22 protein-coding genes are annotated in these 23,304 nt (G+C 63.9%); 8 read left to right on the top strand and 14 right to left on the bottom strand.

The annotated features are described in order from the left end of the window. Positions 1-32: 32 nt before the first annotated feature. Positions 33-1,004, top strand: a complete 972-nt coding sequence (locus tag ACFPB1_RS23020; protein ID WP_379228484.1) for an aldo/keto reductase — start codon at positions 33-35, stop codon at positions 1,002-1,004. A gap of 201 nt (positions 1,005-1,205) precedes the next feature. Here ACFPB1_RS23020 and ACFPB1_RS23015 read toward each other — a convergent pair whose 3' ends face one another. Continuing rightward, on the bottom strand, positions 1,206-1,817 hold the full coding sequence (locus ACFPB1_RS23015; protein ID WP_379228483.1) for a TetR/AcrR family transcriptional regulator: 612 nt from the start codon (positions 1,815-1,817) through the stop codon (positions 1,206-1,208). 173 nt (positions 1,818-1,990) lie between these two features. Here ACFPB1_RS23015 and ACFPB1_RS23010 point away from each other — a divergent pair, with 173 nt between their 5' ends. From ACFPB1_RS23010 to ACFPB1_RS22995, 4 genes are all read left to right on the top strand, one after another. Next, entirely contained in the window at positions 1,991-2,350 is a 360-nt protein-coding gene (locus tag ACFPB1_RS23010) for a DoxX family protein (protein WP_379228481.1), read from the top strand. Positions 2,351-2,523: 173 nt separating this feature from the next. Continuing rightward, complete coding sequence (locus tag ACFPB1_RS23005) at positions 2,524-2,970, top strand: VOC family protein (protein WP_379228480.1); 447 nt, start codon at positions 2,524-2,526, stop codon at positions 2,968-2,970. A 100-nt stretch (positions 2,971-3,070) separates the two neighbouring features. Then, on the top strand, positions 3,071-3,778 hold the full coding sequence (locus ACFPB1_RS23000) for a histidine phosphatase family protein (protein WP_379228479.1): 708 nt from the start codon (positions 3,071-3,073) through the stop codon (positions 3,776-3,778). 302 nt (positions 3,779-4,080) lie between these two features. Beyond that, entirely contained in the window at positions 4,081-6,996 is a 2,916-nt protein-coding gene (locus ACFPB1_RS22995) for an S-layer homology domain-containing protein (RefSeq protein ID WP_379228478.1), read from the top strand. Positions 6,997-7,177: 181 nt separating this feature from the next. On the opposite strand, the gene ACFPB1_RS22990 is transcribed toward ACFPB1_RS22995, so the two are convergent. The 7 genes from ACFPB1_RS22990 to ACFPB1_RS22960 all read right to left on the bottom strand — a co-directional run bounded on the left by ACFPB1_RS22990 (position 7,178) and on the right by ACFPB1_RS22960 (position 13,987). Continuing rightward, a complete protein-coding gene (locus ACFPB1_RS22990) occupies positions 7,178-8,164 on the bottom strand; it encodes an aldo/keto reductase (protein ID WP_379228476.1) in 987 nt (328 codons plus the stop codon). A gap of 122 nt (positions 8,165-8,286) precedes the next feature. Further along, positions 8,287-9,039 carry a hypothetical protein gene (locus ACFPB1_RS22985; protein WP_379228475.1) on the bottom strand — a complete coding sequence of 251 codons (753 nt, stop codon included), beginning with the start codon at positions 9,037-9,039 and terminating at the stop codon, positions 8,287-8,289. After that, positions 9,036-10,463, bottom strand: coding sequence for a sensor histidine kinase (locus ACFPB1_RS22980; RefSeq protein ID WP_379228474.1), 1,428 nt, complete (start codon positions 10,461-10,463; stop codon positions 9,036-9,038). The genes ACFPB1_RS22985 and ACFPB1_RS22980 overlap by 4 nt, the downstream gene beginning before the upstream one ends. A 2-nt stretch (positions 10,464-10,465) precedes the next feature. Beyond that, positions 10,466-11,122 (bottom strand): response regulator transcription factor, encoded by a 657-nt coding sequence (locus ACFPB1_RS22975; RefSeq protein WP_379228473.1) that lies wholly within the window; start codon positions 11,120-11,122, stop codon positions 10,466-10,468. 107 nt (positions 11,123-11,229) lie between these two features. Beyond that, complete coding sequence (locus tag ACFPB1_RS22970) at positions 11,230-13,038, bottom strand: acyltransferase family protein (RefSeq protein ID WP_379228472.1); 1,809 nt, start codon at positions 13,036-13,038, stop codon at positions 11,230-11,232. Positions 13,039-13,194: 156 nt separating this feature from the next. Next, positions 13,195-13,548: a toxin-antitoxin system HicB family antitoxin gene (locus ACFPB1_RS22965; protein ID WP_379228471.1), complete on the bottom strand. Its 354-nt coding sequence runs from the start codon at positions 13,546-13,548 to the stop codon at positions 13,195-13,197. A 58-nt stretch (positions 13,549-13,606) separates the two neighbouring features. Further along, complete coding sequence (locus ACFPB1_RS22960; RefSeq protein ID WP_379228470.1) at positions 13,607-13,987, bottom strand: hypothetical protein; 381 nt, start codon at positions 13,985-13,987, stop codon at positions 13,607-13,609. Positions 13,988-14,150: 163 nt separating this feature from the next. Here ACFPB1_RS22960 and ACFPB1_RS22955 point away from each other — a divergent pair, with 163 nt between their 5' ends. Continuing rightward, positions 14,151-14,474, top strand: coding sequence for a 2Fe-2S iron-sulfur cluster-binding protein (locus tag ACFPB1_RS22955; RefSeq protein ID WP_379228469.1), 324 nt, complete (start codon positions 14,151-14,153; stop codon positions 14,472-14,474). A gap of 144 nt (positions 14,475-14,618) precedes the next feature. Here ACFPB1_RS22955 and ACFPB1_RS22950 read toward each other — a convergent pair whose 3' ends face one another. After that, positions 14,619-15,455: an RMD1 family protein gene (locus ACFPB1_RS22950; RefSeq protein WP_379228468.1), complete on the bottom strand. Its 837-nt coding sequence runs from the start codon at positions 15,453-15,455 to the stop codon at positions 14,619-14,621. Positions 15,456-15,651: 196 nt separating this feature from the next. Between ACFPB1_RS22950 and ACFPB1_RS22945 the strand changes: the two genes are divergently transcribed. Continuing rightward, positions 15,652-17,046 (top strand): cytochrome P450, encoded by a 1,395-nt coding sequence (locus tag ACFPB1_RS22945; protein WP_379228466.1) that lies wholly within the window; start codon positions 15,652-15,654, stop codon positions 17,044-17,046. A 132-nt stretch (positions 17,047-17,178) separates the two neighbouring features. Here the strand turns inward: ACFPB1_RS22945 and ACFPB1_RS22940 are convergent, their stop codons facing one another. The 5 genes from ACFPB1_RS22940 to ACFPB1_RS22920 form a co-directional block, all read right to left on the bottom strand. Next, complete coding sequence (locus tag ACFPB1_RS22940; protein ID WP_379228465.1) at positions 17,179-17,886, bottom strand: tyrosine-protein phosphatase; 708 nt, start codon at positions 17,884-17,886, stop codon at positions 17,179-17,181. Positions 17,887-18,101: 215 nt separating this feature from the next. Then, on the bottom strand, positions 18,102-18,974 hold the full coding sequence (locus tag ACFPB1_RS22935) for an AraC family transcriptional regulator (RefSeq protein ID WP_379228501.1): 873 nt from the start codon (positions 18,972-18,974) through the stop codon (positions 18,102-18,104). Between the two features lie 169 nt (positions 18,975-19,143). After that, a complete protein-coding gene (locus tag ACFPB1_RS22930) occupies positions 19,144-20,046 on the bottom strand; it encodes an aldo/keto reductase (RefSeq protein WP_379228464.1) in 903 nt (300 codons plus the stop codon). A 52-nt stretch (positions 20,047-20,098) separates the two neighbouring features. Then, the gene (locus ACFPB1_RS22925; protein ID WP_379228462.1) at positions 20,099-20,797 is read right to left on the bottom strand and encodes a M50 family metallopeptidase; all 699 of its coding nucleotides are present in this window, start codon (positions 20,795-20,797) and stop codon (positions 20,099-20,101) included. A 94-nt stretch (positions 20,798-20,891) separates the two neighbouring features. Next, a complete protein-coding gene (locus ACFPB1_RS22920) occupies positions 20,892-21,509 on the bottom strand; it encodes a hypothetical protein (protein ID WP_379228461.1) in 618 nt (205 codons plus the stop codon). Positions 21,510-21,698: 189 nt separating this feature from the next. Between ACFPB1_RS22920 and ACFPB1_RS22915 the strand changes: the two genes are divergently transcribed. Then, entirely contained in the window at positions 21,699-23,153 is a 1,455-nt protein-coding gene (locus ACFPB1_RS22915) for a serine hydrolase domain-containing protein (RefSeq protein WP_379228460.1), read from the top strand. Positions 23,154-23,304: the final 151 nt, after the last annotated feature.

Below are 23,304 nucleotides of genomic sequence, written 5' to 3'. Positions count from 1 at the left end.
TACCCTTTTATGATTACGAGGAGGAACCATACATGCATTATCGCACGCTGGGAAGAACGGGACTGAACGTCTCCGAGATCGGCTACGGCGCCTGGGGCATCGGCAAATCCGGCTGGATCGGCGCGGATGACCGCGAGTCGCTTCAAGCGCTGCACCGCGCGGTGGAGCTGGGTCTTAATTTCATCGATACGGCGCTCGCATACGGCGAAGGCCACAGCGAACGGCTCGTCGGCCAAGTCGTCCGGGAGCAGAAGCAGCCGATCTACGTCGCCACCAAGATCCCGCCGAAGAACGGCAAATGGCCGGCGCCGGCCGGCATCTCCCCGGACGAGGCGTTTCCGGGCGAGCACGTGATCGCCTGCACCGAGCAGAGCCTGCGCAACCTCGGGCTGGACACGATCGATGTGCAGCAGTTCCACGTCTGGTCCGACGAGTGGGTCGGACGCGGCGATTGGCTCGAGGCCGTGCAGAAGCTGAAGGAGCAGGGCAAGATCCGCAGCTTCGGCGTCTCGATCAACGACCATCAGGCGAGCAACGCGATCAAGCTGATCGAAACCGGCGTCGTGGACACCGTGCAGGTCATCTACAACGTATTCGACCAAAGCCCCGAGGACGGGCTGCTGCAGGCATGCCGGGCGCATAACGTCGGCGTCATCGTGCGGGTCGCGCTCGACGAAGGCGGCCTGACCGGCAAGATTACGCCGGACACGACGTTCGCGCCGAACGATTTCCGCGGCAACTACTTCCGCGGCGACCGCAAGCAGCAGGTGTACGACCGCGTGCAGGCGATCGCGGCCGATCTCGGCATCGGCGTCGACGACATGGCGGAGACCGCGCTGCGTTACGTGCTCAGCCACCCGGCCGTGTCCACGGTCATCCCGGGCATGCGGACGGTCCGCAACGTCGAGCGCAACATGGCGGTCGGCGACGGCAAGGGCTTGTCCCCAGAGCAGCTGGCCAAGCTGAAGCCACACCGCTGGGACCGGAATTTCTACCAAGCGTAACAGGATGTGCGGCGGTCACGCGGCCGCGCGCGCGCAGACATAAGAATAGGGCTGCCCTTGAAGTCATAGACATGACTGTGGGGCAGCTCTTTTTTGCATTTGGCCGAATCGGAAGACGCCTGTACCGTACCGCATCACGTACCGCTCTTGCGGCGAAACGATCTGCGTGAACGACCGGCCGGCCGCTCGGCCCGCCGCCCGTTACTCCGCGGGGAGCTCCGCCTTGCCGATGCCCGTCATCACGCTGGCAAGCGCGGTCAGCGACGTTTCCGCCAATGCGTCCGGCGGCACGCGGCGCCCGTCCGCGTTCCATGCGTACGCGAGGCCGTAGATGCTCCAGGCGAGCATCGTGGACACCGCGTTCGCCGTCGCCTCGTCGAAGCCGGCCGGGCGGAGCGCGACCGTTTTCCGCATCAGCTTGAACAGCACCTCCTGCAGCAGCCCGATGACCTTCTTTTCCAGCAGCGGACCCGTCGCTTCGTAATTTTTGAGGCAGTGCGTGCTGAGGTCGCGGTGGAACTCGCACATCGTCGCGACGATGTCCGCCAGCGACGAACGGCTGAACTCGGCGTGGCACTGCAGTTTCCCTTGAATGCCTTCCCAGAACATCGTCGTGAGCGACGCGTCCATGAGCTCGTACTTGTCCGCGTAATGGGCGTAGAACGTCGCGCGGTTGATCGTCGCCCGTTCCGTGATGTCGCCGACCGTGATGTCCTTGAGATCCTTCGTCTGAATGAGCGACCGGAACGCGTCCAAGATGAGCTGCCGCGTACGCAGGACCCGCGGATCCGGCTTCTCTCCCAGTGGCTGCATCGGCTTCCCCTCGTTTCTTAAGCCCGTAAGGGCTGAGTTTTGCTACAAAATCGCAATGTTGTTGCCTAAGCGACTAAACCGCCGGATTGACGGTTGTTCGGCAGACAGCTTTATTTTATCATAACTTACGCAACAGTTGTTGCTTACTTATGCAGAGAGAGGGGATTGCCATCATGGCTATCGTCATCGAAATTTTACTCGCGCTCGCGTTCCTCGGATCGGGTCTCAGCAAGGCCGGCGGCGCCAAAATGCAAGTCGAAAGCTTCAACAAGCTCGGCCTGCCGCAATGGTTCCGCGTCGTGACGGGTCTGCTGCAGCTGATCGCGGCCGCCGGCCTCGTCGTCGGATTCTGGTACGCCAGCTGGTCCGCCTGGGCGGCCATCGAGCTCGCGTTCATCATGGTGTGCGGCGTGATCGCCCACATCCGCGCGAAGGACTCGTTCGGCCAAATGGTGCCTGCCCTCGTGCTGGCGATTCTGGCGATCGTGCTCGCCTGCCTGCAAGGTTCCGATCTGGGCAGCTTCCCGAACTGAACCGGCGCCGGCGCTCACACAGGCGGCCAATCGCGCTGCTTCCGCAAAGCCGCTCCGTCACGGGGCGGCTTTTGGCATGCCCGCGAAAAAGAATTGCCGCCGCTCCGCCTGCGCCTGTCCCCGCTATGTTATCCTGAGAGTGAACGATTCCGAATCTAGCGGAGGTGCTCCTCGTGATTGCCAATCGATCTGTTCCCGTAAGCGCAATCCTGCCCCACGTGTATTACGAAGACGTTGCCGCGGCGCTGTCCTGGCTGCGGGAAGCGTTCGGCTTCGAAGAGCGGTACCGCTTCAGCCTGCCTGACGGCACGGTGCACGGCGCGCTCGTCCAATTAGGGGACGCGCACGTGATGCTGAAGAGCTTGACCCATGCCGCGGCAAGCCCGGCCCGCATCGGCGGCTATACGCAGAACGTCATGCTGTTCGTCGAAGAGATCGACGCGCATTTCGCGCGCGCCGAGGCGGCCGGCGCCCGCATCACAGAGCCGCTGAACGATACAGAATACGGTGAGCGGCAGTACGTCGCCGAGGACCTCGAGGGACATCCATGGATGTTCGCCAAGCATGTGCGGGACGTGGCGCCCGAAGCATGGGGCGCGGTCATCGCCGGCAACGGCTGACCGTTCCGCGCCAACGTGCCGCTATTCCCGCCTGGCGCTCCCGGCGCCTGAATTCCGTCGGGAGCGCCGCCATTACGAGTTGCGGAGGCTGAATCGAACCATGAAATTGTATATTATCCGCCACGCGGAGCCGGACTACCCCAACAATACGATCACGGCGCCCGGCCACTTGGAAGCGAAGGCATTGGCCGAACGGCTGTCCGGCACGCGCATCGACCGCCTGTTCAGCTCCCCGCTCGGCCGCGCGCGGCACACGATGCAGTATACCGCGGACGCGATCGGACTCTCTCCCGTCATCCTGCCATGGACGGCCGAGCTGGACGGATGGCAGATCACCGAGCCGTCCGGGCAATCGGTCGTCGCCTGGAACGCCGATCATACGTGGGTACGGGAGCAGCAGCCGTATCCGTCGAGCAGCGATTGGCACGAGCGGCTGCCGTTCGACAATCCCGCCTTCAAGGCGAACTTCGAGCGGCTGCAGGCGGACTCCGATGCGTTTATGCGCGGCTTCGGCTATGCGCGCGAGGACGGCCGGTACCGGATCGTCGAGCGAAACCGGGAGGCGGTCGCCGTCTTCTGCCACCTCGGCTTCGGCCTGGCCTGGCTGTCCCACCTGCTCGAGCTGCCGCTCTCCATGGTCTGGTCCGGCTTCTGGATCGCGCCGAGCTCGGTGACGACCGTCGTCATGGAGGAGCGCGGACACGGCTGGGCCGCGCCGCGCTGCTACGGCGTCGGCGACGTCGGGCATTTGTACCAAGCCGGGCTGCCGGTCAGCCGGGCCGGATTGTTCGCGGACAACGCGGACTGACGCGGCGGCGAGAATGCTTAGCAAAACGCGCCCCGCTTGATGCGATGCATCGAGCGGGGCGCGTTTTGCCGTTCGTTATGCGCTGCCGTTATGGGGCTGCCGTTATGCGCATGCGCCGTTCGTTATTGCCTCTTACTAGCCCCTGCCGCCGGACGGATCCGGCATGGCTTCCAACATTTTAACCCCCGATTAACAAACCGGCGCCCTTCCCGAATCTCCCGCTGACAATGGGCTTGTACACTACTCTCTGACAGCCCTTGCTTCACCGGCGGGCAACTTTCGCAGACTGGTGGTAGATATCGATGAAGTTCAACAAGCAATTCCGCATGCTGCTTCCCTTGTCGCTCTCGGCCGGCCTTCTCACGACGGGCCTCGCCGTGCCTCTCCCTGCGCCGGCGGCCGCGGAGGGCGGCGCCGATGCCGGCGCCCCGCAGGGCCAGTGGCTGACCGGCGAGTTCCACGCGCATACGTTCGAATCCGACGATGCCCAGAGCTCGCTGGAATCGGTGCTCGACCACGGCCTTACGGCGAACGGCCTCGACTTCCTCTTCCTGGCGGATCATCTGCGCGCCTCCAAGCGGGACGACGCGGGCGCCGACATTCCCGGCGGGCCGATTCCGATGTCCAAGGGAATGCTCGACTATCAGGTGCCGAAGACGAAGGCGCTGCAGGCAGCCGGCAAGTACGCCGGCAAAACGATTTTCTCCGGCTTCGAATGGGACATTCCGTCGCACGAGCACGCATCCGTCGGCATCCTGACCGGCGCGCCGGGCTCCGACGAAGCGCTGCAGGCCGCGAATCAGTTCGAGTACCTCTTCACGAACCGCGACGCGAGCTGGTTCGATCCCGCCGACGTCGCGCAATGGGAAGCCGATGCCGACCGCGCATACGCGACGCACGCGGACAGCCTGACCGCGATCGATTGGCTGAAGCGCAGCTACCCGGACACCAGCTACATGATCGTGAACCATCCTTCCCGCGGCGCGGGCAAATATAAAATTTCGGACTTCCGCGACTTCAACGACGCCGCCCCGGACATCGCCTTCGGCTTCGAGGGCATGCTCGGCAACCAGATGGAGCCGGACCGCGGCGGCTATAACACCGCGTACGATCCCGCCAACCCGGAAGCGAGCAACGGCTACAAGAACCGCTCCTACGGCGGCGTCGATTACATGGTCGCGAAGGTCGGCGGCGTCTGGGACGCGCTGCTCGGCGAAGGCCGCCGGTTCTGGAATTTCGCCAATTCCGACTACCACTTCAAGACGATCGGCACCAATTCGAGCGGCTACTGGCCGGGCGAATACGCCAAGAACTACGTCTGGACGGACGGCCGCTCCGCGCAGGATATCCTGGACGGCATGCGCGCGGGCCAATCGTTCTCCGTCTTCGGCGATCTGATCGACGCCCTGGACTTCCGCATCGCGGACGGAGAAGCGAACGCCGGGATGGGCGAGAACCTCCAGGCGACCGAAGGGGACAAGCTGACGCTCACGATCAAGTTCAGGAGCCCCGAGACGAATCATTACGAAACGCCGATCGACAGCGGGCAATCCGGCGGCATGAAGCCGGCCGTCGACCACGTCGACCTGATCGCGGGGGACGTGACGGGACCGGCCGAGAAAGGCACGCCGGCCTACGACAAGGATACGAACGACTCGACCCGCGTCGTCGCCACGTTCACGAGCGAGGACTGGACGACGGACGAGAACGGCTATAACGTCATCACGTACGAGCTGCCGCGCGCCAGCAAGGATCGGTATTTCCGCCTGCGGGGCACGAATCTCGGCCCGAACGTGCCGGGCGAGACGCAGGACGGCAATCCGCTGATCGATCCGAGAACGACGACGGAGGACCCGGCGGCCCGCTTTAACGAGATTAACGACCGCAATTATAAGGACCTCTGGTTCTATTCCAATCCGATCTTCGTCGATACCGCCGCCTACGGCGACGAGCAGGCCGTCGCCAATACGCTCGCCGCGCTGACGCTCGGCGACGCCGGCGCGGTGACCGCCGATCTTCCGCTGCCGGCCGAGGGCGAGCACGGCGCGTCGATCGCCTGGGAAGAGACGGCCGACAGCGCGGACGCCGTCGCGATCGCGAACGGCGTCGCCAAGGTGACCCGTCCGGCCGCGGGGCAGCCCGACGCGTCCGTGACGCTGAAGGCGACGGCGTCGCGCGGCCAGGCGTCGGCGAGCAAGACGTTCGCCGTCACGATCAAGGCGCTGCCGGCTTCGTCCGCGCCGAGCGGCCCGCCGCCGGCAGCGCCGGAGACGCCGGCGGCCTCCGTGACCGTCGACGTCGGTCCCGCCCAGGGCGCCGAGGGCAGCCTGAAGGACGTCGTCGCCTTCAAGGTGCCGGCAGGCGCCGTCGCGTCCGCCGGCAAGGTCGGCGCGCGCGTCCTGGCTGCCGCCGGGCAGCCGCCGCTCGGCAATCTGCGCGCGCTCAGCCCGATCGTCGAGCTGACGAGTACCGCGGGCGCGGCGTTCGGCAAGCCGGTGGAGCTGACGTTTAACTACGAGAAGGATCCGGCCGTTCAGCCGGCTGTCTACTACTACAACGACACGCTGGGGAAATGGATCTTCCTCGGCGGCAAAGCCGACGGCGCCGTCATCACGGTGAGCGCCAAGCATGCTGCGGCATTCGGCGTGTTCGGCTTCGCGCCCCACACCTTCGCGGATCTGGGCGCGTCGTGGGCGAAGCCGTACGCCGACCGGCTGATCGGCATGGGCGTCGTCTCCGGCTACGAGGACGGCCTGTTCCGTCCGGAACGCCCGGTCACGCGCGCCGAGTGGGTGAAGCTGCTCGCGGACGCGCTCAGCCTCCCGGCCGAGGCGGGAACGACCGGCTTCGCCGATGACGGCCGGATTCCGGCGTGGGCCAAGGCGCAAGTGAGGGCGGCCGCAGACGCCGGCTTCGTAACCGGCTTCGCCGCAGGCAGCGGCTCCGTCTTCCAAGCGTCGCAGCGCATCACGCGCGCCGAAGTCGCTGTCATGGGCGCACGCGTCCTGAAGGCCGCCGGCGCCGCCCCGGGCGGCGCGGCCAAGACGTTCGCCGACGCGGCGGGCATCCCGGCCTGGGCCGCGGAATCAATCGGCCAAGCCGCATCCGCGGGCATCGTCGACGGCTACCCGGACGGCGCCTTCCGGCCGGACGGCACCTTGACGCGCGCCGAGGCCGCGAAGATCGTCTACGCGCTGCTGGACGCGCTGAATATTTAACGGCGCTGATCGTTTAGGCAAGCAACGAAAGGACCCTCCTGCGCGGGAGGGTCCTATTTCGCATGGCCGTTGCCGGCTGTCGCCGCCGGTTGGCCTTGATGATTATCGTGGTTAATTTCCGCTGCCGCCCGCGTTCCGCGCATCGCTCGGCTTGCCGCCGTCGCGGCGGTGCGCCGCCGGCCTACCGGTTGACGGTCCGCATGCCCGCTTCCGGATACCGCGTGCCGGCCGCGGCGCCCTTCGGCGCCGTCTCCTCGATGCGCGCGAGGTCCGCGTCCGTCAGCCGCACCGCGAGCGCGCCGGCGTTCTCCTCCAGGTACTTCACGCGCTTCGTGCCCGGGATTGGCACGATGTCGCCGCCCTGCGCGAGCAGCCAGGCCAGCGCCAGCTGCGACGGCTCGCAGCCCTTCTCGGCGGCGATCTCCTTGATCCGGTCGACGAGCGCCAGATTCTTCGCGAAGTTCTCGCCTTGGAAGCGCGGGGACATGCGGCGGTAATCGTCCTCCGCCAGATCCTCGAACACCCGGATCTGGCCGGTCAGGAAGCCGCGGCCGAGCGGGCTGTACGGCACGAAGCCGATGCCGAGCTCGCGGCACAGCGGCAGGATCTCGTCCTCCACGTCCCGGCTCCACAGCGAATATTCCGTCTGCAGCGCCGCAATCGGATGAACGGCGTGGGCCCGGCGGATCGTCGCCGGCGCCGCCTCGGACAAGCCGAGGTACCGCACCTTGCCCTCGCGGACCAGCTCGGCCATCGCGCCGACCGTCTCCTCGATCGGCGTATCGGGATCGACCCGATGCTGGTAATAGAGGTCGATGTGGTCGACCCCGAGCCGCCGCAGGCTCGCTTCGCAGGCGGACCGGACATAGTCCGGCTTGCCGCTGATGCCGAGAACCTTGCCGCTCGCGTCGCGCACGTTGCCGAACTTCGTCGCGAGCGTCACCTCGCCGCGGCGCCCCCGGATCGCCCGTCCGACCAGCTCCTCGTTCCGCCCGACGCCGTACATGTCCGCCGTGTCGAGGAACGTGACGCCGAGCTCGAGCGCCCTGTGGATCGTGCGGATCGACTCGTCGTCATCCCGTCCGCCATAGAAATCCGACATCCCCATGCAGCCCAGCCCCAACGCCGATACCGTCAACCCTTCCTTGCCAAGCGTACGCTTCTCCATGCCTGATCCTCCTTCGGTTCATTCTGCCTTGTCCGGCTGCTTGCAGGAATAGTTTACCTCTCCCCGCGCGCTCTATGCAAAACGGGCCGTACCCGGCCGCAATGACCGGGGTACGGCCCTTATTACTCCTGCATGGACGGTGCCTTGGCAAACACTTTCGCATTCCAAGTCAGCATCGCCATGATGTCTTTACTGAAGCCCGTTACCTGATTCTCGGCGATATCCACTTCGATCAAATAGTCCAGACTATCGTCTTCCGTGCTTCGAATACAATAATAAGCCGCTTCCCTCGCCTCGACGAACAATCCGCCATCCGCCCATAGGCCGCTTGAACTCAACCCTTTCTCCACAAGGAACTGATTCGCCAATTCCGAATAGGCGCTTATTGCCTTGTCGCCGGGAATACCGGCGCTTTCCGTTCCGGCTTGCGTGTCATCCGATATTTTCAGCACATCGCCGGTTCCGGCGTTTAATACCAGCCCGTATCTCTCGTTATTCGGCGAGATAATGGTGAGGTAGAATAACCCTTCCGGCACTTCGTTCAGCTTCGTTTCGGCCTGTTTTTTCTCGTCCGGGCGCATCTGCTGCTCCACCAGCTCTTTCAGCGCCTGTACGTCAACGGCAGTCACCTCGAACCGAGCATCGTCCGGCGAAAGCCGATTCCCTAAATATTTCTCGACCGCATTGAGCCCGAGCGATTTTGCGGTTTCGATCGAAAGCACGCCTCCGGATATGGCGGTTTCGTGATTTGGATGGCCTTCCTTGAACGTTTTGACCCTATACACATTCTTCGGGACAGGGTCGATCAGGGAACCGCAGCCGGTCATCGCGACCAGGAACGCGGCAGACACGAGGAGCAGCGCCAGCCTGTTCATAGCCTCATCCCTCCCGGCCGGAACGCGACGATGAACGTCGTGCCCCGATTCGGCTCGCTTCTCACGCTAATCTCGGCATTATGCAGGCGAGCAATGCTCCTGCAGATCGACAGGCCCAGGCCGGCGCCGTGATTTCCCTTCGTTCGGGCTTTATCCGTCATGAAGAAGGGTTCGAAGATGCGGTCCAGATGCTCGCTTTCGATGCCGACTCCTTCATCCTCGATTTCGAGCACATAATGTTCGCCTTGCCGAGCGGCCCGGATCGTGATCCTTTGGTTTTTGGACGATGCCTTGATGGCATTGTCCACGAAGTTAAAGATCAGGACTTTCATCAAGTCTTTCTCCAGTCTCAAGCGCGCGTTCTCGCAATACATGTCAATGGACAACTGCTTTTTTCTTGCTTTCATCTCCAGAGCGGGCGCAATCTCCTCCAGAACAGCGCAAAAATCCTGCTCCTTCAGCGGAAATTCGAATCTCTCCAGCTGGATTAAATCCATCAGTTTAAACGACAGGGATTCCAGGCGCTTCCCCTCCGATAGAATGACATCCAATCCTTCAAGCAGCTGCGCCTGGTCAATTTTTCCCGTTCTCAGAATATTCGCGTATCCGATGATCGACGTTAACGGCGTTTGCAGCTCATGCGTGAAATTATCGATGAACAATTGCTTTTCCCGGTTCAGACGTTCGAGATCCTTGATCTTATCCTCGACAACCGATGCCATCGCGTTGAAATTGTCGGCGAGCACGCCGATTTCATCCTTGGACCTCGACGCGGCCCGTTCGGAGAAGGCGCCGGCCGCAATATATTGCGCCGTCCGGTTCAGACGGTGAATCGGCAGCGTCAGCCTTCTGCTGACGACAAACATGAGGAGCATGTAAGCCGAGCATGCGATGAGATTCACCTTCAAATAAAACACGTATTGATCCGAACGCTCCCGGTATACGGAAGTCATGTCCTTCATATAGGTAAACGCGTAATGATTCCGGTTGATCTGCACCGAATTCGACGTGAACAGGATGGTTCGCTTGCCGATATCCCGCAAGATATACGCGACTTCATCCTCCTTCGTCCGCTCCGGCCCGCTTCGGTCTGCCGGCATCTCGAAATCCGCGTTGTTGTAGACCGTTTTCCCTTTATCGTTGCGAATCGTCATATAGACGCCCCGATCGCCGACCTTCCCGACGAAGCCTTGGGCGATATTCGCGAGCACCTTCTGTTCATACTCGTCGGAATCGTAGATCAGGACCGTGGGCACGATCGCGTTCACGCTCGAATGAATATTCCGGTTCTGGCTTAAAGCGTCATCGATCGCCCGATTAAGCAGCTTGCTGTGATTCCGTTCGATGACCAGAATAGAGGCCGCGTTGAAGATCAGCAGGAAGACGACGATCGAATACGTAAAGATTTTAAGCCAAAACTTCATGGCTATACCTCCAGCCGGTAACCGATTTTGAAGACGGTCTTGATCCGGTCCTGAAGCTTGAGCTTTTTGCGCAGCGACTTGATATGCACATCCACGGTCCTCGTATCGCCGTAATAGTCGATGCCCCATACTTTATCGAGGAACTGCTCGCGCGACAGCGCGATATTTTTGTTTACGAGGAGCACGAGCAGCAGATCGAATTCTTTAGGCGTCAGTTCGACGGGCTCGCCTTGCAGAGTTACGAATCGCTTGTCCGGATACACGCGGATATCGTCGATGCGCATCTCCGTTTCTTCCTTGCCGTATCGGCGAAGCACGGTTTCGATCCTGGCCAGCAGCTCGATTCCGTCGAACGGTTTGACCATATAATCGTCGGCGCCCAATTTGAGACCATGGACTTTATCGAAGACGGCGGTTTTCGCGGTCAAAAAAATGACGGGTACCTTTCTAGGCCTGATCGTCTCCATCAGCGTAAAGCCGTCAAGCTTAGGGATCATCACGTCCAAAATCACGAGGTCGAATTTCTCCCGTTCGAGCGCCTCGAGCGCTGCCAGACCGTCGTAAACCTGCACCGCTTGATAATGAACGAGCGTCAGATTCATCTTAATAATGTTCGAGATATTGGGATCGTCTTCAACAATCAGTATTTTTTTGTCCATTCGGCTGGATTCCCCGCTTATCATGTTATAGGCAGCTCTCATGATAGCCGTCAAATCTTAAAAAAAACCGAGACCATCCTGTTCCGGGCGCTGCCTAATAACACCAGTTACGGGCGGATCGCATCGGCGATCAATGCCGCGTAAGCTTCGGCTCCCTCCGGCTGCAGGTGAACGCCGTCTTTGGTGAACCAAGCCGATTTCCCGTCGCTATACGCGTGCCAATCGATCAGGTTCACGTTCGCATGGTCGTCCGCCGCTTTGGCCAGCGCCTTGTTCACCGTATCCTGCCAATCTCTGGGGACGCGCGTGTTCACCACATAAATCCGCTTATCCTCTCCGACCGCATCCAGGAGCTCGTTTAGCCTTTTTGAAGTAAACGGACCGTTGGTGCCCAGCTCGATCACGACCGTCTGCCCCAGCTTGTTTTCCGACTTCAGCAGACGTACGACTTCGATCGCTTCCGATAATTGCCTGCTGACTTTGCCGTCCACGACGATGCCGGATATGCGCTTTTCCAAGTCGGCCTTTACGCCCGCCATGACGGAATCGCCGATTGCCGTTACGCCTCCGGGCTGCTCCGTGTCCGGCGCAGTGCCGGATGCCGGGTCCGGCGTCTCATCAGGCATGCGGCTCGGGGCAGCGTCCGAACCCGTCCCCGGATCGTTCGCGGTTGTCCCGGCAGGCGATTCGATGGAACCGGCGGATGGAGGATTCCCCGCTCCTTTACAAGCCGCGCACAGCATCACGATCAGCAGAATAGCCGACATGGCGATCATGCGAATACCTTTTTTTACGGATGTGGATGTCATGTTTCTTTTCTCCTTATTAGTAAAGTTAAACAGAGTGCCGCTGCGAATCGGCTGCTCGATGAATCGATAAGACAGCGCGGATAGGGCAACAGTCACGATGAACGGCGCAAGCTGATGAAGCACATTCGAATCTTCGTAGGGATTATTCGGCCACATCAGCACTTGGACCGGGTAATGCCATAAGTACATGCCGTAGGAGCGAATGCCAATCCAGCGCAGCGGCTTCCAGGCCAATACCTTGCCGGTTCGGCTGAACGGGCTCGCCGAAGCGACGATCGCAAGTCCGGCAGCCACCGATAATACCAGCATCCCTCCCCTGTACAGCGAATCGTCGTATTTGTCCGCGCTCGTCATCATATACAGCGAGATGCAAAGTCCGATTGCCCCGATCGCATCCAGACAACCGCTCCCCCGCCGGAGGGGCTCCGCAAGCCTGCGGCTAGGCAGGAACATCGCGAATGCCGCGCCGATCAATAGTCCGAACGCGCGCGTGTCCGTCCCGTAATAGACCCTGCTCGGATCGGTCCCGGGCACGTACAGGCATGCCATGGCGAGGAGAGAAGCAGCCGCAGCGGTCAACGTCGCGATCCCAAGCCTGCCTCGCGCCCGGAAGGGAGCGAACCGGAGCATCCCCGCTGCCACCAAAGGCCAGAGCAGGTAAAACTGCTCTTCCACCGCCAGCGACCATAAATGGCCGATCGGCGATAGCGGACCAAAGCTTTCGAAATAGGAGACGTGCCGATAAATCAGATACCAGTTGCTGGAGTAGGTGAAGGCGGACAGCAGCTCGCCGCCGATCGCGGATAGTCGCCCGGGGTCGGCAAGCGCCAAATAGACGGTCAACGCGAGGAGCATGAACAGCATGGCCGGAAGCAGCCTCATGGCTCGCCTGATCCAGAACCGGCCGAGATTGAACCTTCCGGTGCTTCTGTGCTCTTCCAGCAGCAAATCGGTGATGAGGTAGCCGGATAAGACGAAAAAAACGCCGACCCCGAGGAAGCCCCCCGACGCGGCAGGCCAGCCGAAATGATACGCCATGACCGCGAGCACGGCGATGGCGCGCACACCGTCCAGGCCAGGCATGTATCGAGGTTTCGTTTGCGGCATATATCCCCCTCCGTTCCCGACGTTCGCATCGGAATTCGTATTCAGACACAGTATAGGGCGGGGATATAGTCGCGATATGGGAGAGTTGTGATGGAGTTGTAAAGCCGAAGAATAAAATAGAGGCATCCCTAGGCTGAGAGCACAGAAAAAGCCGCGTTAGCGGCTTAGTTTGGAAACCATGTATTGATTTAAGGATACTTCTTCGCGCTTCGCTTCAGCGGCCAGACGCCAATGCAACGTTCGCGGCATCCGAAGTTTGATTTCCCCGCTTGGTAGTTCGTCTGGTTCAGGGATAGGGTCGCCAAATTGTAATTTGGTTTCAAGATATACCCGCTTAACTTCTTCAAGTTCTTCGATCAATTCCACCACCGTAGGGGCGTCCGTATTGCATCCTTCCAGCTCTTCAAAACCGCCGTAATAGTAACCGTTAGGGTAATTCGGATCGTCTTTAATAGGTCTGAACTTGACCGTGTACGGAAGCCCCATGTAGTAAGCAAGGTCTTTAACCAACGCAGCGGCGTCCTGACAGCCGCGCGGCTGCCCGCTGCTGCCCTTCCGCCCGTCCGCCTTACAGCGCTCCCGCCTCCCGGACGATGCGGTCCGCCTCCTCGTAGTCCGCTTCCTCCACGATCGCCACGAGCATGATGTCCCGGCCGGTGACCCGGTTGTCCGGCCCGCCCGAGCCGTAGCCGCTCGCGCTGACGCCGGCCGTCGCGAGAATGCCCGCGTCGAGGCTGTCGAAGTCGCCGCCGAGCGTCAAGCTGCCGATCCCCTTGAAATCGCCCGTGATCGTCCCGCCGAGCCGGTCCAGGCTCTGGTAGCCCGGGCCCGCGTAGCCGTCGATCCGCTCGATCGCGTAATCGACCAGCTTCAGCGGCTTCAGCCGCTCCACCGCCTCCTTCGCCTGATCCGGCGTGTTGAAGTACGCGAATACCGATCTTTCCGCCATACCGCCCGCTCCTTCCGTTCGTTTCTTCCGCTCGCATGCCGTGCCAATATCGCCACTAGTGTGTTCCGCCTCTTGAGGAACTATGCGCGAACATGGTTTAATGGACAAGCAATCCGGTGAATAGTGGACAGGAGTCCAACACGACAACGAGGAGGAATAACACATGCCAACGGTACACATCGAAGGCCGCGAGGCCGTAACGGCCGCGGACGGCCAAAAGCTCGTCCTGGCGCTGGAAGACGGCGGCGTCGACGTGCTGCACCGCTGCGGCGGCAACGCCCGCTGCACGACGTGCGCGGTCGAGGTCGTCGCCGGCAGCGCCGGCGAGATCGGCGAAGCGGAAGCGACGGTCCGCGGCAACAAGGGGATCACGGATCCGGCGATCCGCCTGTCCTGCCAAATCCACGTGCACGGCGACTTGACGGTCAAGCTGATCAAGACGGTCGAATCGACGGGGCTGGACGCGGGGCCGCGCCCGCAGGCGTAAGTTTCCGCCCGCATGCAAGAAGCCCGGAACGCCGCATGCGGCATTCCGGGCTTCTTCGTCATGCGCGCGCGGCCTGGCGGACTGCGGCGTGCATGCGGCTGACTGCGGTTTATCCGCTCCGTTAACCGCCCGGCCGTATACGCCCTACGGCAGCACGCCGGCGATTTGCAGCACCGAGAGGATGACCTCGATCACGATCAAGGCGACGACGATCCACTCCACGAAGAGGCCCCGGATCGAGTGGCTGATCGTCGAGAAGCCCTCCATGAGGTGGTAGAGCACCTCCGTCTTGCTTTTCATGATCTTGTACCGGTCGTTCAGTTCGAAGAACTCCAGCATCCGGTCGTAAAATTCCCCGGCGCTGCTGCTCGTCCACGTAATGTCGGGCTTATCCAGGATCATGATGTACGCGAGCGTGTTGTATTCGTGGCGGATGATGTTGGCGGTCGTGCGGGCCAGCTCTTTGTTGCCGATCCGCAGCCGGCCCTTCTCCAGCCGGTCGATCATGGTTTCGAGCCGGTCGTGGATCTTGCCGAGCTGCTCCTCGATCTTCTCGAGGGCGACCGACTTGGCGAGCACGGTGGCGATCAGCTCCGGATGGAACGCCTCGTATTCCGGCACGACGACGTATTCGTCCGTCAGCTCGAAATGGTCGGCTTCGCCGGTATGCAGGCTGTAGTCGTCGGAGTACCGGTCCCGCTGCTCGATGTCGATCTCGGGCTCGAAGGTGCGCACGTACGCCAGGAAGCGCGCGATGTCGCCCGGATGCGCCTGATTGACGAAGACGACGCTCCCGAAGGAGAACACGAGCACCTGCTGGGCATCGTCCGTCTGCTTCCGCACGATCTGCTGCAGGGTCTCCCCTTTCAACACGAGCGGCTGCTCCCAGGTGTATTTCTTCGGAATGCCGCAGCTGATGGCGATTTTGTTCAAGTCGATTTCGTTCGCGACCGCGTAGGCTTTGAACGTGATGGCCGTCATGTATCGCATCACTCTTTCCCAGGACAAGCGTTTCATTCAGCTTATGCTTCCATTCTTCCCGAATATGCGTCCCTTTAGCGGCAGGCGGCTGATCCTGGCGCCGGGCGGATTTGAAGCCGCTTCGCCAAACGTGCTAGACTCAAAGGAAACGAAGCGCCGCTGGCGAGAAGCGGCCGCCCGAAGGAGGCGTATCCCCATGACGCGCGTCGTCGATATTCCCTCGTCCCGCGTATCGAACTTTTTCCGGTTCCAGCGCGATCCCCTCGGCTTCCTCGTCGACGCCCTGCCGCTCGGCGACGTCGTGTCGCTGCGGACCAGCTCGTTCCAGCCGACGTTCATCATCAACGCGCCGGAGTTCGTCCAGGAGCTGCTCGTGCACCAGGAGGACAAGCTGCGCAAGGGCCGGAGCGCCGGCGTGCTGCGGCGCACGATCGGCGACGGCCTCTTGACCGCGGACCGGGCGGCGCACCGCCGGCAGAAGCGATACCTGACGCCGGTGTTCTACAAGGAACGAATCAACGCCTACGCCGAGACGGTCCTCGCCGAGACGCGGAAGGCCGCGGACGCGCTGCGCGAGGGCGTGCCGGTGCCGATGCACGACGTCATGATGCAGCTGACGCTCGAGGTCATCGCGAAGACGATGTTCCGCACGGACGTAGAAGCGGACAAGGCCGCGCTCGCGGACGCCGTCGACGTGACGATCCGCCGCACAGCCGCCACGATCTTCTCGCCGGTCATCCTCCCCTTCGGCTGGCCGACGCCGGGCAACCGGGCTCACCGCCGCGCGATCCGCACGCTCGAAACAATGATCTACGGCGCCATCGCCGCCGCCCGGCGCGCGCCGGAGGCGTACGCCGACAGCCTGCTCGGCCTGCTGCTCGACACGAAGGACGTGGACGGCGAGCCGATCGCGGAAGAGGAAATCCGCGATCAAATGATAACGATGCTGCTCGCCGGCCACGAGACGACGGCCAACGCGCTCGTCTGGGCCTGGTACGCGCTGGAGCGCGCGCCCGAAGCCGCCGCCGCGCTGCGCCGCGAGCTGGACGCGCTGCGCCTGCGCGAGCGCGAGAGCGGCTCGCCCCTCGCGGCGGGCGAGCTGTACCGGGAGCTGCCGTACGCGCGGCACGTCATCCAGGAGACGCTCCGGCTGTATCCGCCGGCGTGGGCGATTCTGCGCGAAGCGGATCACGGGCTCGAGATGTTGGGCGAGCGGTTCCCGGCCCGAAGCAGCTTCCTGATCAGCCCGTACGCGATTCACCGCAACGAAGCGGTGTTCGGCGACGCCGCGGCGTTCCGGCCGGAGCGGTTCGCGGACGGAGGCGCCGCGAATTGGGCGCGCTTCGCGTACTTCCCGTTCGGGGGCGGCTCGCGCGGCTGCATCGGCTCGCAGTTCGCGCTGATGGAGGCGGTGCTGATCCTTGCCGCGCTGGCGGAACGCTTCGAATTCGTCTCCGCGCCGGGACAAGGCGACGCCGTGCCGGACCCGCTCGTCTCGCTGCGGATCAAGGGCGGGCGGATGATGATTCCGCGCCGCCGGACCGCGGCTGGACCAGCGGCGGCGCCCGCCGGCTACGCGCCGGCGCCATAAAATGCGAGAAAGGCCGGGAGACCGACGCGATGCGCGTCCGTCTCCCGGCCTTTCGTTGCGTTCCTCATCTTCCGCCTCTTCTCCGCGCTTCCGCGTCTGCAGCCCGCTCTTCGCGCTTCCGCGCTCCCGCGCCTACGCGTCGAGGATGCTCCGCATCCGCGCCTCCAGCGCGGCCCGCGCCCCCGTGCCGGCCAGCTCCTCGAACACCGCCATCCCCGCGCTCAGGTTCGGCCTCCGGGTCACGTTATGCGCGTCGGTCGCGAGCGTATGCGCGTGGCCGTCCAGAATCAGCTTGCGGCCGTACTCCCGCGCCTCCGCGCCGAAATTGCCGACCAGGCTGTCCGCGGACACCTGCGTCCAGAGGCCCTGCGCGATCAGCGACGGCAGCAGCTCCGGGTCCTCCCGGAAGAAGAAATGCCGCTCCGGGTGCGCCAGCACCGGCGTCACGCCCGCGTCCAGCAGCCGCGCGACGATCTCCGGCGTGTCCGGATCGTAATCCGTCCAGCGCTCCTCCATGAGCAGGAACTTCCCCGGCCCGCCCAAGTACGCGAAGCTCCCCCGGGCGGCATGCCGCTCGACGAACGCCTTGCTCTCGATGCGCACCTCGTTGCCCGGATGCAGCCGGATGGCGATGCCCTGCCGGTCCAGCTCCGCCTGCAGCTCGTCCAGCTTCCGCCGCACCGTATCCGCCATGGTCATGTAGACAGCGTTGAAATGCGGGGTCACGACGATATCCCGGATGCCGTCCTCGTACGCGATGCGGGCCATCGCGGCCGCCTCCGCCAGATCCTTCGCGCCGTCGTCCACGCCGGGCAGTATATGACAATGAATATCGATCATTTCGGTCCCTCGCTCTTCCGTTTTCCCCCATCGTAGCAAAGGCCCCCGCAATCGGCAACGAACGGGCGGCTGCGCAAAACGGACGATTCCGGCGTGCGAAGGAGATCGGCGCGGCATGCCGGGCCGCCGCGCTTGCTGGCGAGGCGCGCTCCGCCGCAGGCGCCAAAAAGGAAGAGCATCCGGTGCGCCGCCCGCCCCCGATGCTCTTCCTTGTATCAAATCTGCAGCGCCTGCTTCATCCGCACCGGAATCCAGATCTCGCTCCGGAACGCCGGCACCGACGTGTCCTTCCCTTCGTTCCACAGCATCTCCGGCCCTGGGACCAGCTCGTACGCCGCCGACGGCAGCCATTCCGAATAGATGCGCCCCCATACCTGCTGGAGCGTCTCCGGGAACCGTCCGACGGCCTCGAACACCGCCCAGGCCGAAGCGGCCACCTCTAGCGCCGCCATCCCATCCGGCGCCGGCTCCGTGGTCGCGGCGCCGATATAATGATCGAGGCCGCCGCGCTCCTCCATCCGGCCCTCCGAGAAATTCGCCGACGCGCTGATCAGCCCCCGCGGCTCGACGTTCGATAACGCCTTCAGCGCTGCGATCGCCGTCATGTCCAAGCTCTGCCACATCGCCGCGATCTCCGGGCTGACCCCTTCGAACACGACCGGTACCCGCTTCATAATGCCGACGATGCGGAACGCATCCTTCTCCACAATCCGATAATTCATTTCGCTGCCTCCCTGCACCGTTAACTGGAAGGAGATCGGCGAGTAGGCCTTGACCGCGCCGCCGCCGCGCACCGCCGACGGCATGACGCCGTGCAACTGCTGGAACGCCCGCGCGAATGCGTCCGGCGAGCGATAGCCGTACTTGAGCGCCACGTCGATGACCTTGGCGCCGCCGCCCTGCAGCTCGAACGCCGCCAGCGTCAGCCGTCTCCGGCGGATGTATTCCGACAGCGGCAGGCCCGCCAGGAACGAGAACATCCGCAGAAACTGGTACTCCGAGCAGTAGGCCCGCCGCGCCGCTTCCTTCACGTCGATCTCGTCCGCCAGGCGCTCCTCGATGTAGCGCAGCGCGCCGTTCATGTTCATCGGCTGCTCCACGTCTCGCCGCCTCCTTCCTTCTTAGATTAACGGGAACCGTCCGCGGCCGCCCGACTTTCCGTGCCCGATCGTGACGGGTCGCGGCGGACTGCCGCTGGCTGCGCGAAGCTTACCTATTTCTTCCGAACTTCCTAGCCGAGAGCTCCCGCTCGCCCCGCTAGCGGTGCAGCCGGTACCGGTTCGCCTTGCTCATATCGCGGACCGCCGCCGCTTCCGCTTCCGTCAGCGGAGGCGCGTCCGCCGCGGCGAGGTTTTGCAGCAGCTGCTCGCGCGAGCTGGCGCCCGGCACGGCGGCCGCCACGACCGGCTGGCTGAGCGTGAAGCGGATCGCCAGCTGCGTCAGGCTGCGGCCTGACGCCTCCAGCGCCCCGAGCCCGGCGCGGAGCGCTTCCAGCTCCGCCAGCTCGTAGTCCGGCACGCCCTTGGACGGCTGCCGCCCGGCCGCCAGCGCGCCGCTCGCGAGCGGTCCCCGCGCGATGACGCCGATGCCCTTCTCCGCCAGCAGCGGGAATACCGTCTCTTCGCCCCGCCGGTCGACGATGCTGTACGGGTTCATCACGCTGGCGATGCCGGACTGCGCGGCATATTCGCGAATGACGTTCGGCCGGATCGACGAGATGCCGTACGCCCGGATGACGCCCTCCGCCTTCAGCTGCTCGAATGCCTCGATCGTCTCGTCGATCGGGTCGTCGAGCGTGCCCCCGTGCAGCTGATACAGGTCGATGTAGTCCGTGCCGAGCCGGCGCAGACTCTCCTTCGCCGCCGACAATATATACGCCTTCGACGGGTCCCATACCCACCCGTCTTGGCCCGGCACGCGCCGGTTGCCGACCTTCGTCGCCAGCACGACCCGGTCGCGGCGGCCGCGGATCGCCTTGCCGACGAGCTCCTCGTTTCGCCCGCCGTCGTAGAGATCGGCGGTGTCGAGCAGATTGACGCCCCGCTCGAGCGCCTCGTGCAGGATTGCAGCCGCCGTCCGCTCCTCCGTGCCGAGCGACATGCAGCCGAGGCCGATCTCGCCGACGAACAGCCCGGAACGGCCGATTTCGTTCATTTTCATGGATCATTACGCTCCTTTAGTCGATGTAGCGGATTGCGGAGACGAAGCGTGGCTAGGAGGACAAGTGCCGCGGGAACGCGCCTCCGCCGCCTGTGCCCCTGCCGCGCCGCAGCACCGTACGCGCGCTGACGAAGCCGAACGCGCATGCCTGAATCAAGAAGAAGAAGCCCCAGAACGCCGTCGGAAGCACTGTGTCCCTGCCCAGATTCGCCGCGTCCCCGGCGCCTGACGGCGCGTACAGGCTGAGCCACAGAATCGCGAAGCTGCTCGACACGGATTCGGCCAGCACGAACACGAATAAGCCGATCGCCAAGGCGGAGGCCCAGCCGCCTTTGCGCCAGAGCGCGAAGGCCAGCAGCGCCGTGAAGACGAGCAGCCAGCCGATGCCGAACGGATTGCGCACCCAGAGCACCGCGTTGACGACCGCGAGGACGAGGAAGAGCCACAGGATGACCGCGTGCTTGCGCCGCGCGCACAGCACGGCGAGCAGCAGCGCGAACAAGGACGAGCCGACGTAGCCCGCAAGGCTCGTCACTACGGAGGCCAGCTTGCTCGGCGACGCCGTGTACGTGACGCCTTCGGTATTGGCGTACAGCTGGATCTGGCCTACCTGCCCTTTCATCGCGAGCGACGTCAAGGCATGGGCCGACTCGTGCACGAGCGTGTTGGCGATTTTGAAGAAGATGCCTACGAACGGCAGATGAATGACGATCAGCGCCACGACAATGTAACCGGCGAATTTCCAGTTCATGCGTCAGCTCCGTTCCGCTTGGTTTGCTCCCATTATAGCATGCGGGCGCGGGCATAGCCGCCGGACCGCGGACCGGGAAGCACCGGCTCTGCCGTTACGCCCGCAGCGCCGCCGCCCGCACGATCGCGGCCGCCGCCCGTTCCCGCCGCTCCGGATCGTCGCTGCGCAGCGCCGCCCGCAGCACGTCCAGCGCCTCGCGCAGCGTCGCTTCGTCGACGAGCGGCGGGACTTCCGCCGCGGACGGGGGCGACAGCAGCCGCTCCAGCTCCTCCGGCGCGACGGACCGCCCGAAGAGCCCGCTCTCCCCCTCCTCGCCGAGGAACGCCGCCAGCTCCGGATGCAGCTCGCTGCGCTCCAGCCGGCGCAGCCAGGTGACGCCGCGCCGGTGCCCGCTCCGCTCTTCGGCATTGTCGAAGGTCTCGAGGTAATAATAATCGCCGAGGTCGCCGAGATACAGCCGTTCCCCGTCGCCGGCCACGACGTAATCCCCGTCCTCGAGCGCGTGCGCGAAATTCCAGTGGGCCTCCAACTGCCGCTCCAACTCGCGCCCGTCCAAGCCGTGCGTCTGCCGCAGCTTCACCCCCAGCTCCGTCAGCCCGACCAGCCCCAGATCGCCGAGGCCCGGCAAGCCGCAGCTGACGTAATGGTGATTCAGAAAATCCGGCAGCCCGCGGCTCCCTTCCTGCCCGGCCATTACCCGAAACAATCGCATAGACCCGAATCCCTCCCGAAGTCCGCTTTACACGGTTATCCTATTACGATAACATTCTTGCTAGAAACCGCAAACGCATCATCCCCGCAGCGTCCTCATTCGTACCGCCGACCGTCGCACCCGCTTTAAGTAACCGTATTCACGCCAATGGACCCGCACGACACTATTCGTATTGGGAGGAATCGGACTATGGAACATCTAACACGTCTGCCTAGATCGACGCCGGAGGCGGCGGGCATCGCGCCGCAAGCGATCCTCGGCTTCCTGGACGCCGTCCGGGACCGGAAGCTGGAGCTGCACAGCTTCATGCTGCTTCGCCGCGGACACGTCGCCGCCGAAGGCTGGTGGGCGCCCTACAAGCCGGAATACCCGCATATGCTGTTCTCGCTTAGCAAAAGCTTCACGTCGACGGCGATCGGCTTCGCGGCCGCGGAAGGGCTGCTGACGGTGAACGACCCGGTCGTCGGCTTCTTTCCGGACGACGCGCCGGAGACGGTATCGGACAACCTCGCCGCGATGCAGATCCGGCATCTGCTCATGATGGGCACGGGCCATGACGCGGACGTGACCGGCAGCCTGCGCAAGGACGAGAACTGGGTCCGCGCGTTCCTCGCGGAGCCGGTCGAGCACGAACCGGGCACGCACTTCGCGTACAACAGCGCGGCGACGTACATGCTATCCGCCATCCTGCACAAGGTCACGGGCCAATCGCTGCTCGCGTATCTGCGGCCGCGCCTGTTCGCGCCGCTCGGGCTGACCGAGGGCACGTGGGAGACGTGTCCGCGCGGCATCGCGGTCGGCGGCTGGGGCCTGAACGTGACGACCGAGGACATCGCCAAGTTCGGCCAGCTGTACCTGCAGCGCGGCGTCTGGGAAGGCGAGCAGCTCCTGCCGGCGGCGTGGATCGACGAGGCGACGAGCTTCCAGATCGACAACGATGACGGCCGGGCCAACGACTGGACGCAGGGCTACGGCTACCAGTTCTGGCGCTGCCGCCACGGCGCGTACCGCGGCGACGGCGCGTTCGGCCAATTCTGCGTCGTCCTGCCGGAGCAGGAAGCGGTGCTCGCGATCACGTCCGGCGTCGCCGATATGCAGGCCGTGCTGGACGCCGCCTGGGCCGAGCTGCTGCCGGCGCTGTCGGCGGAGGCCGCTCCCGGGCCGGACGCCTCGGCGCAGGCGGCGCTGGCGGAACGGCTCGCGGCGCTGCGGCTCGACCCGCCGCAGGCTGCGGCGTCCTCGCCGGCCGAAGCGCGGCTGGACGGCCGGGTCTTCCGCCTCGAGGCGAACGAGCTGCGCCTCGATACGCTCGCGCTGCGCTTCGCGGAGCACGGCGCCGAGCTTGCGATCGGCAGCGACGCGCATGGCGAGCAGACCGCGAAGCTGGGCCGCGGCGCATGGGCGGCGAGCCGTCTGCGCGTCGGGGACGTGAAGCAGGGCGCCGAGCAGCGCGTCGAAGGCAGCTTCGCGTGGCGGGACGACGATACGCTGGACATCCGGCTGATGCTCGTGGAGACGCCGTTCACGCACACGCTCGCCTGCCGGCTGGACGGCGACGCGCTCGAAGTGACGTTCACCGCGAACGTCGGCTGGGACCCGAACAAGGTGCTGACGATCCGCGGCCAAGCGGCCGCGCTGGCTTGACGCGGAAGACGCGGACGGCGAACGGAAATCGAGTAGGAGGAGGCGGCTAGCCTCCGTCCTCTCACACCACCGTACATGCGGGTCCGCATACGGCGGTTCCAAAAGGTTAACAAAGCTCCAAATAACGTGAAAGCATACTCTTGAGCCCTTT

Origin of the sequence: Paenibacillus sp. GCM10023250 (genome assembly GCF_042653205.1) — a bacterium.
Classification (GTDB): Bacteria; Bacillota; Bacilli; order Paenibacillales; family Paenibacillaceae; genus Paenibacillus_Z.
Note: the sequence above shows the minus strand (reverse complement) of the source record. Positions and strands in the feature narration are given on the sequence as shown.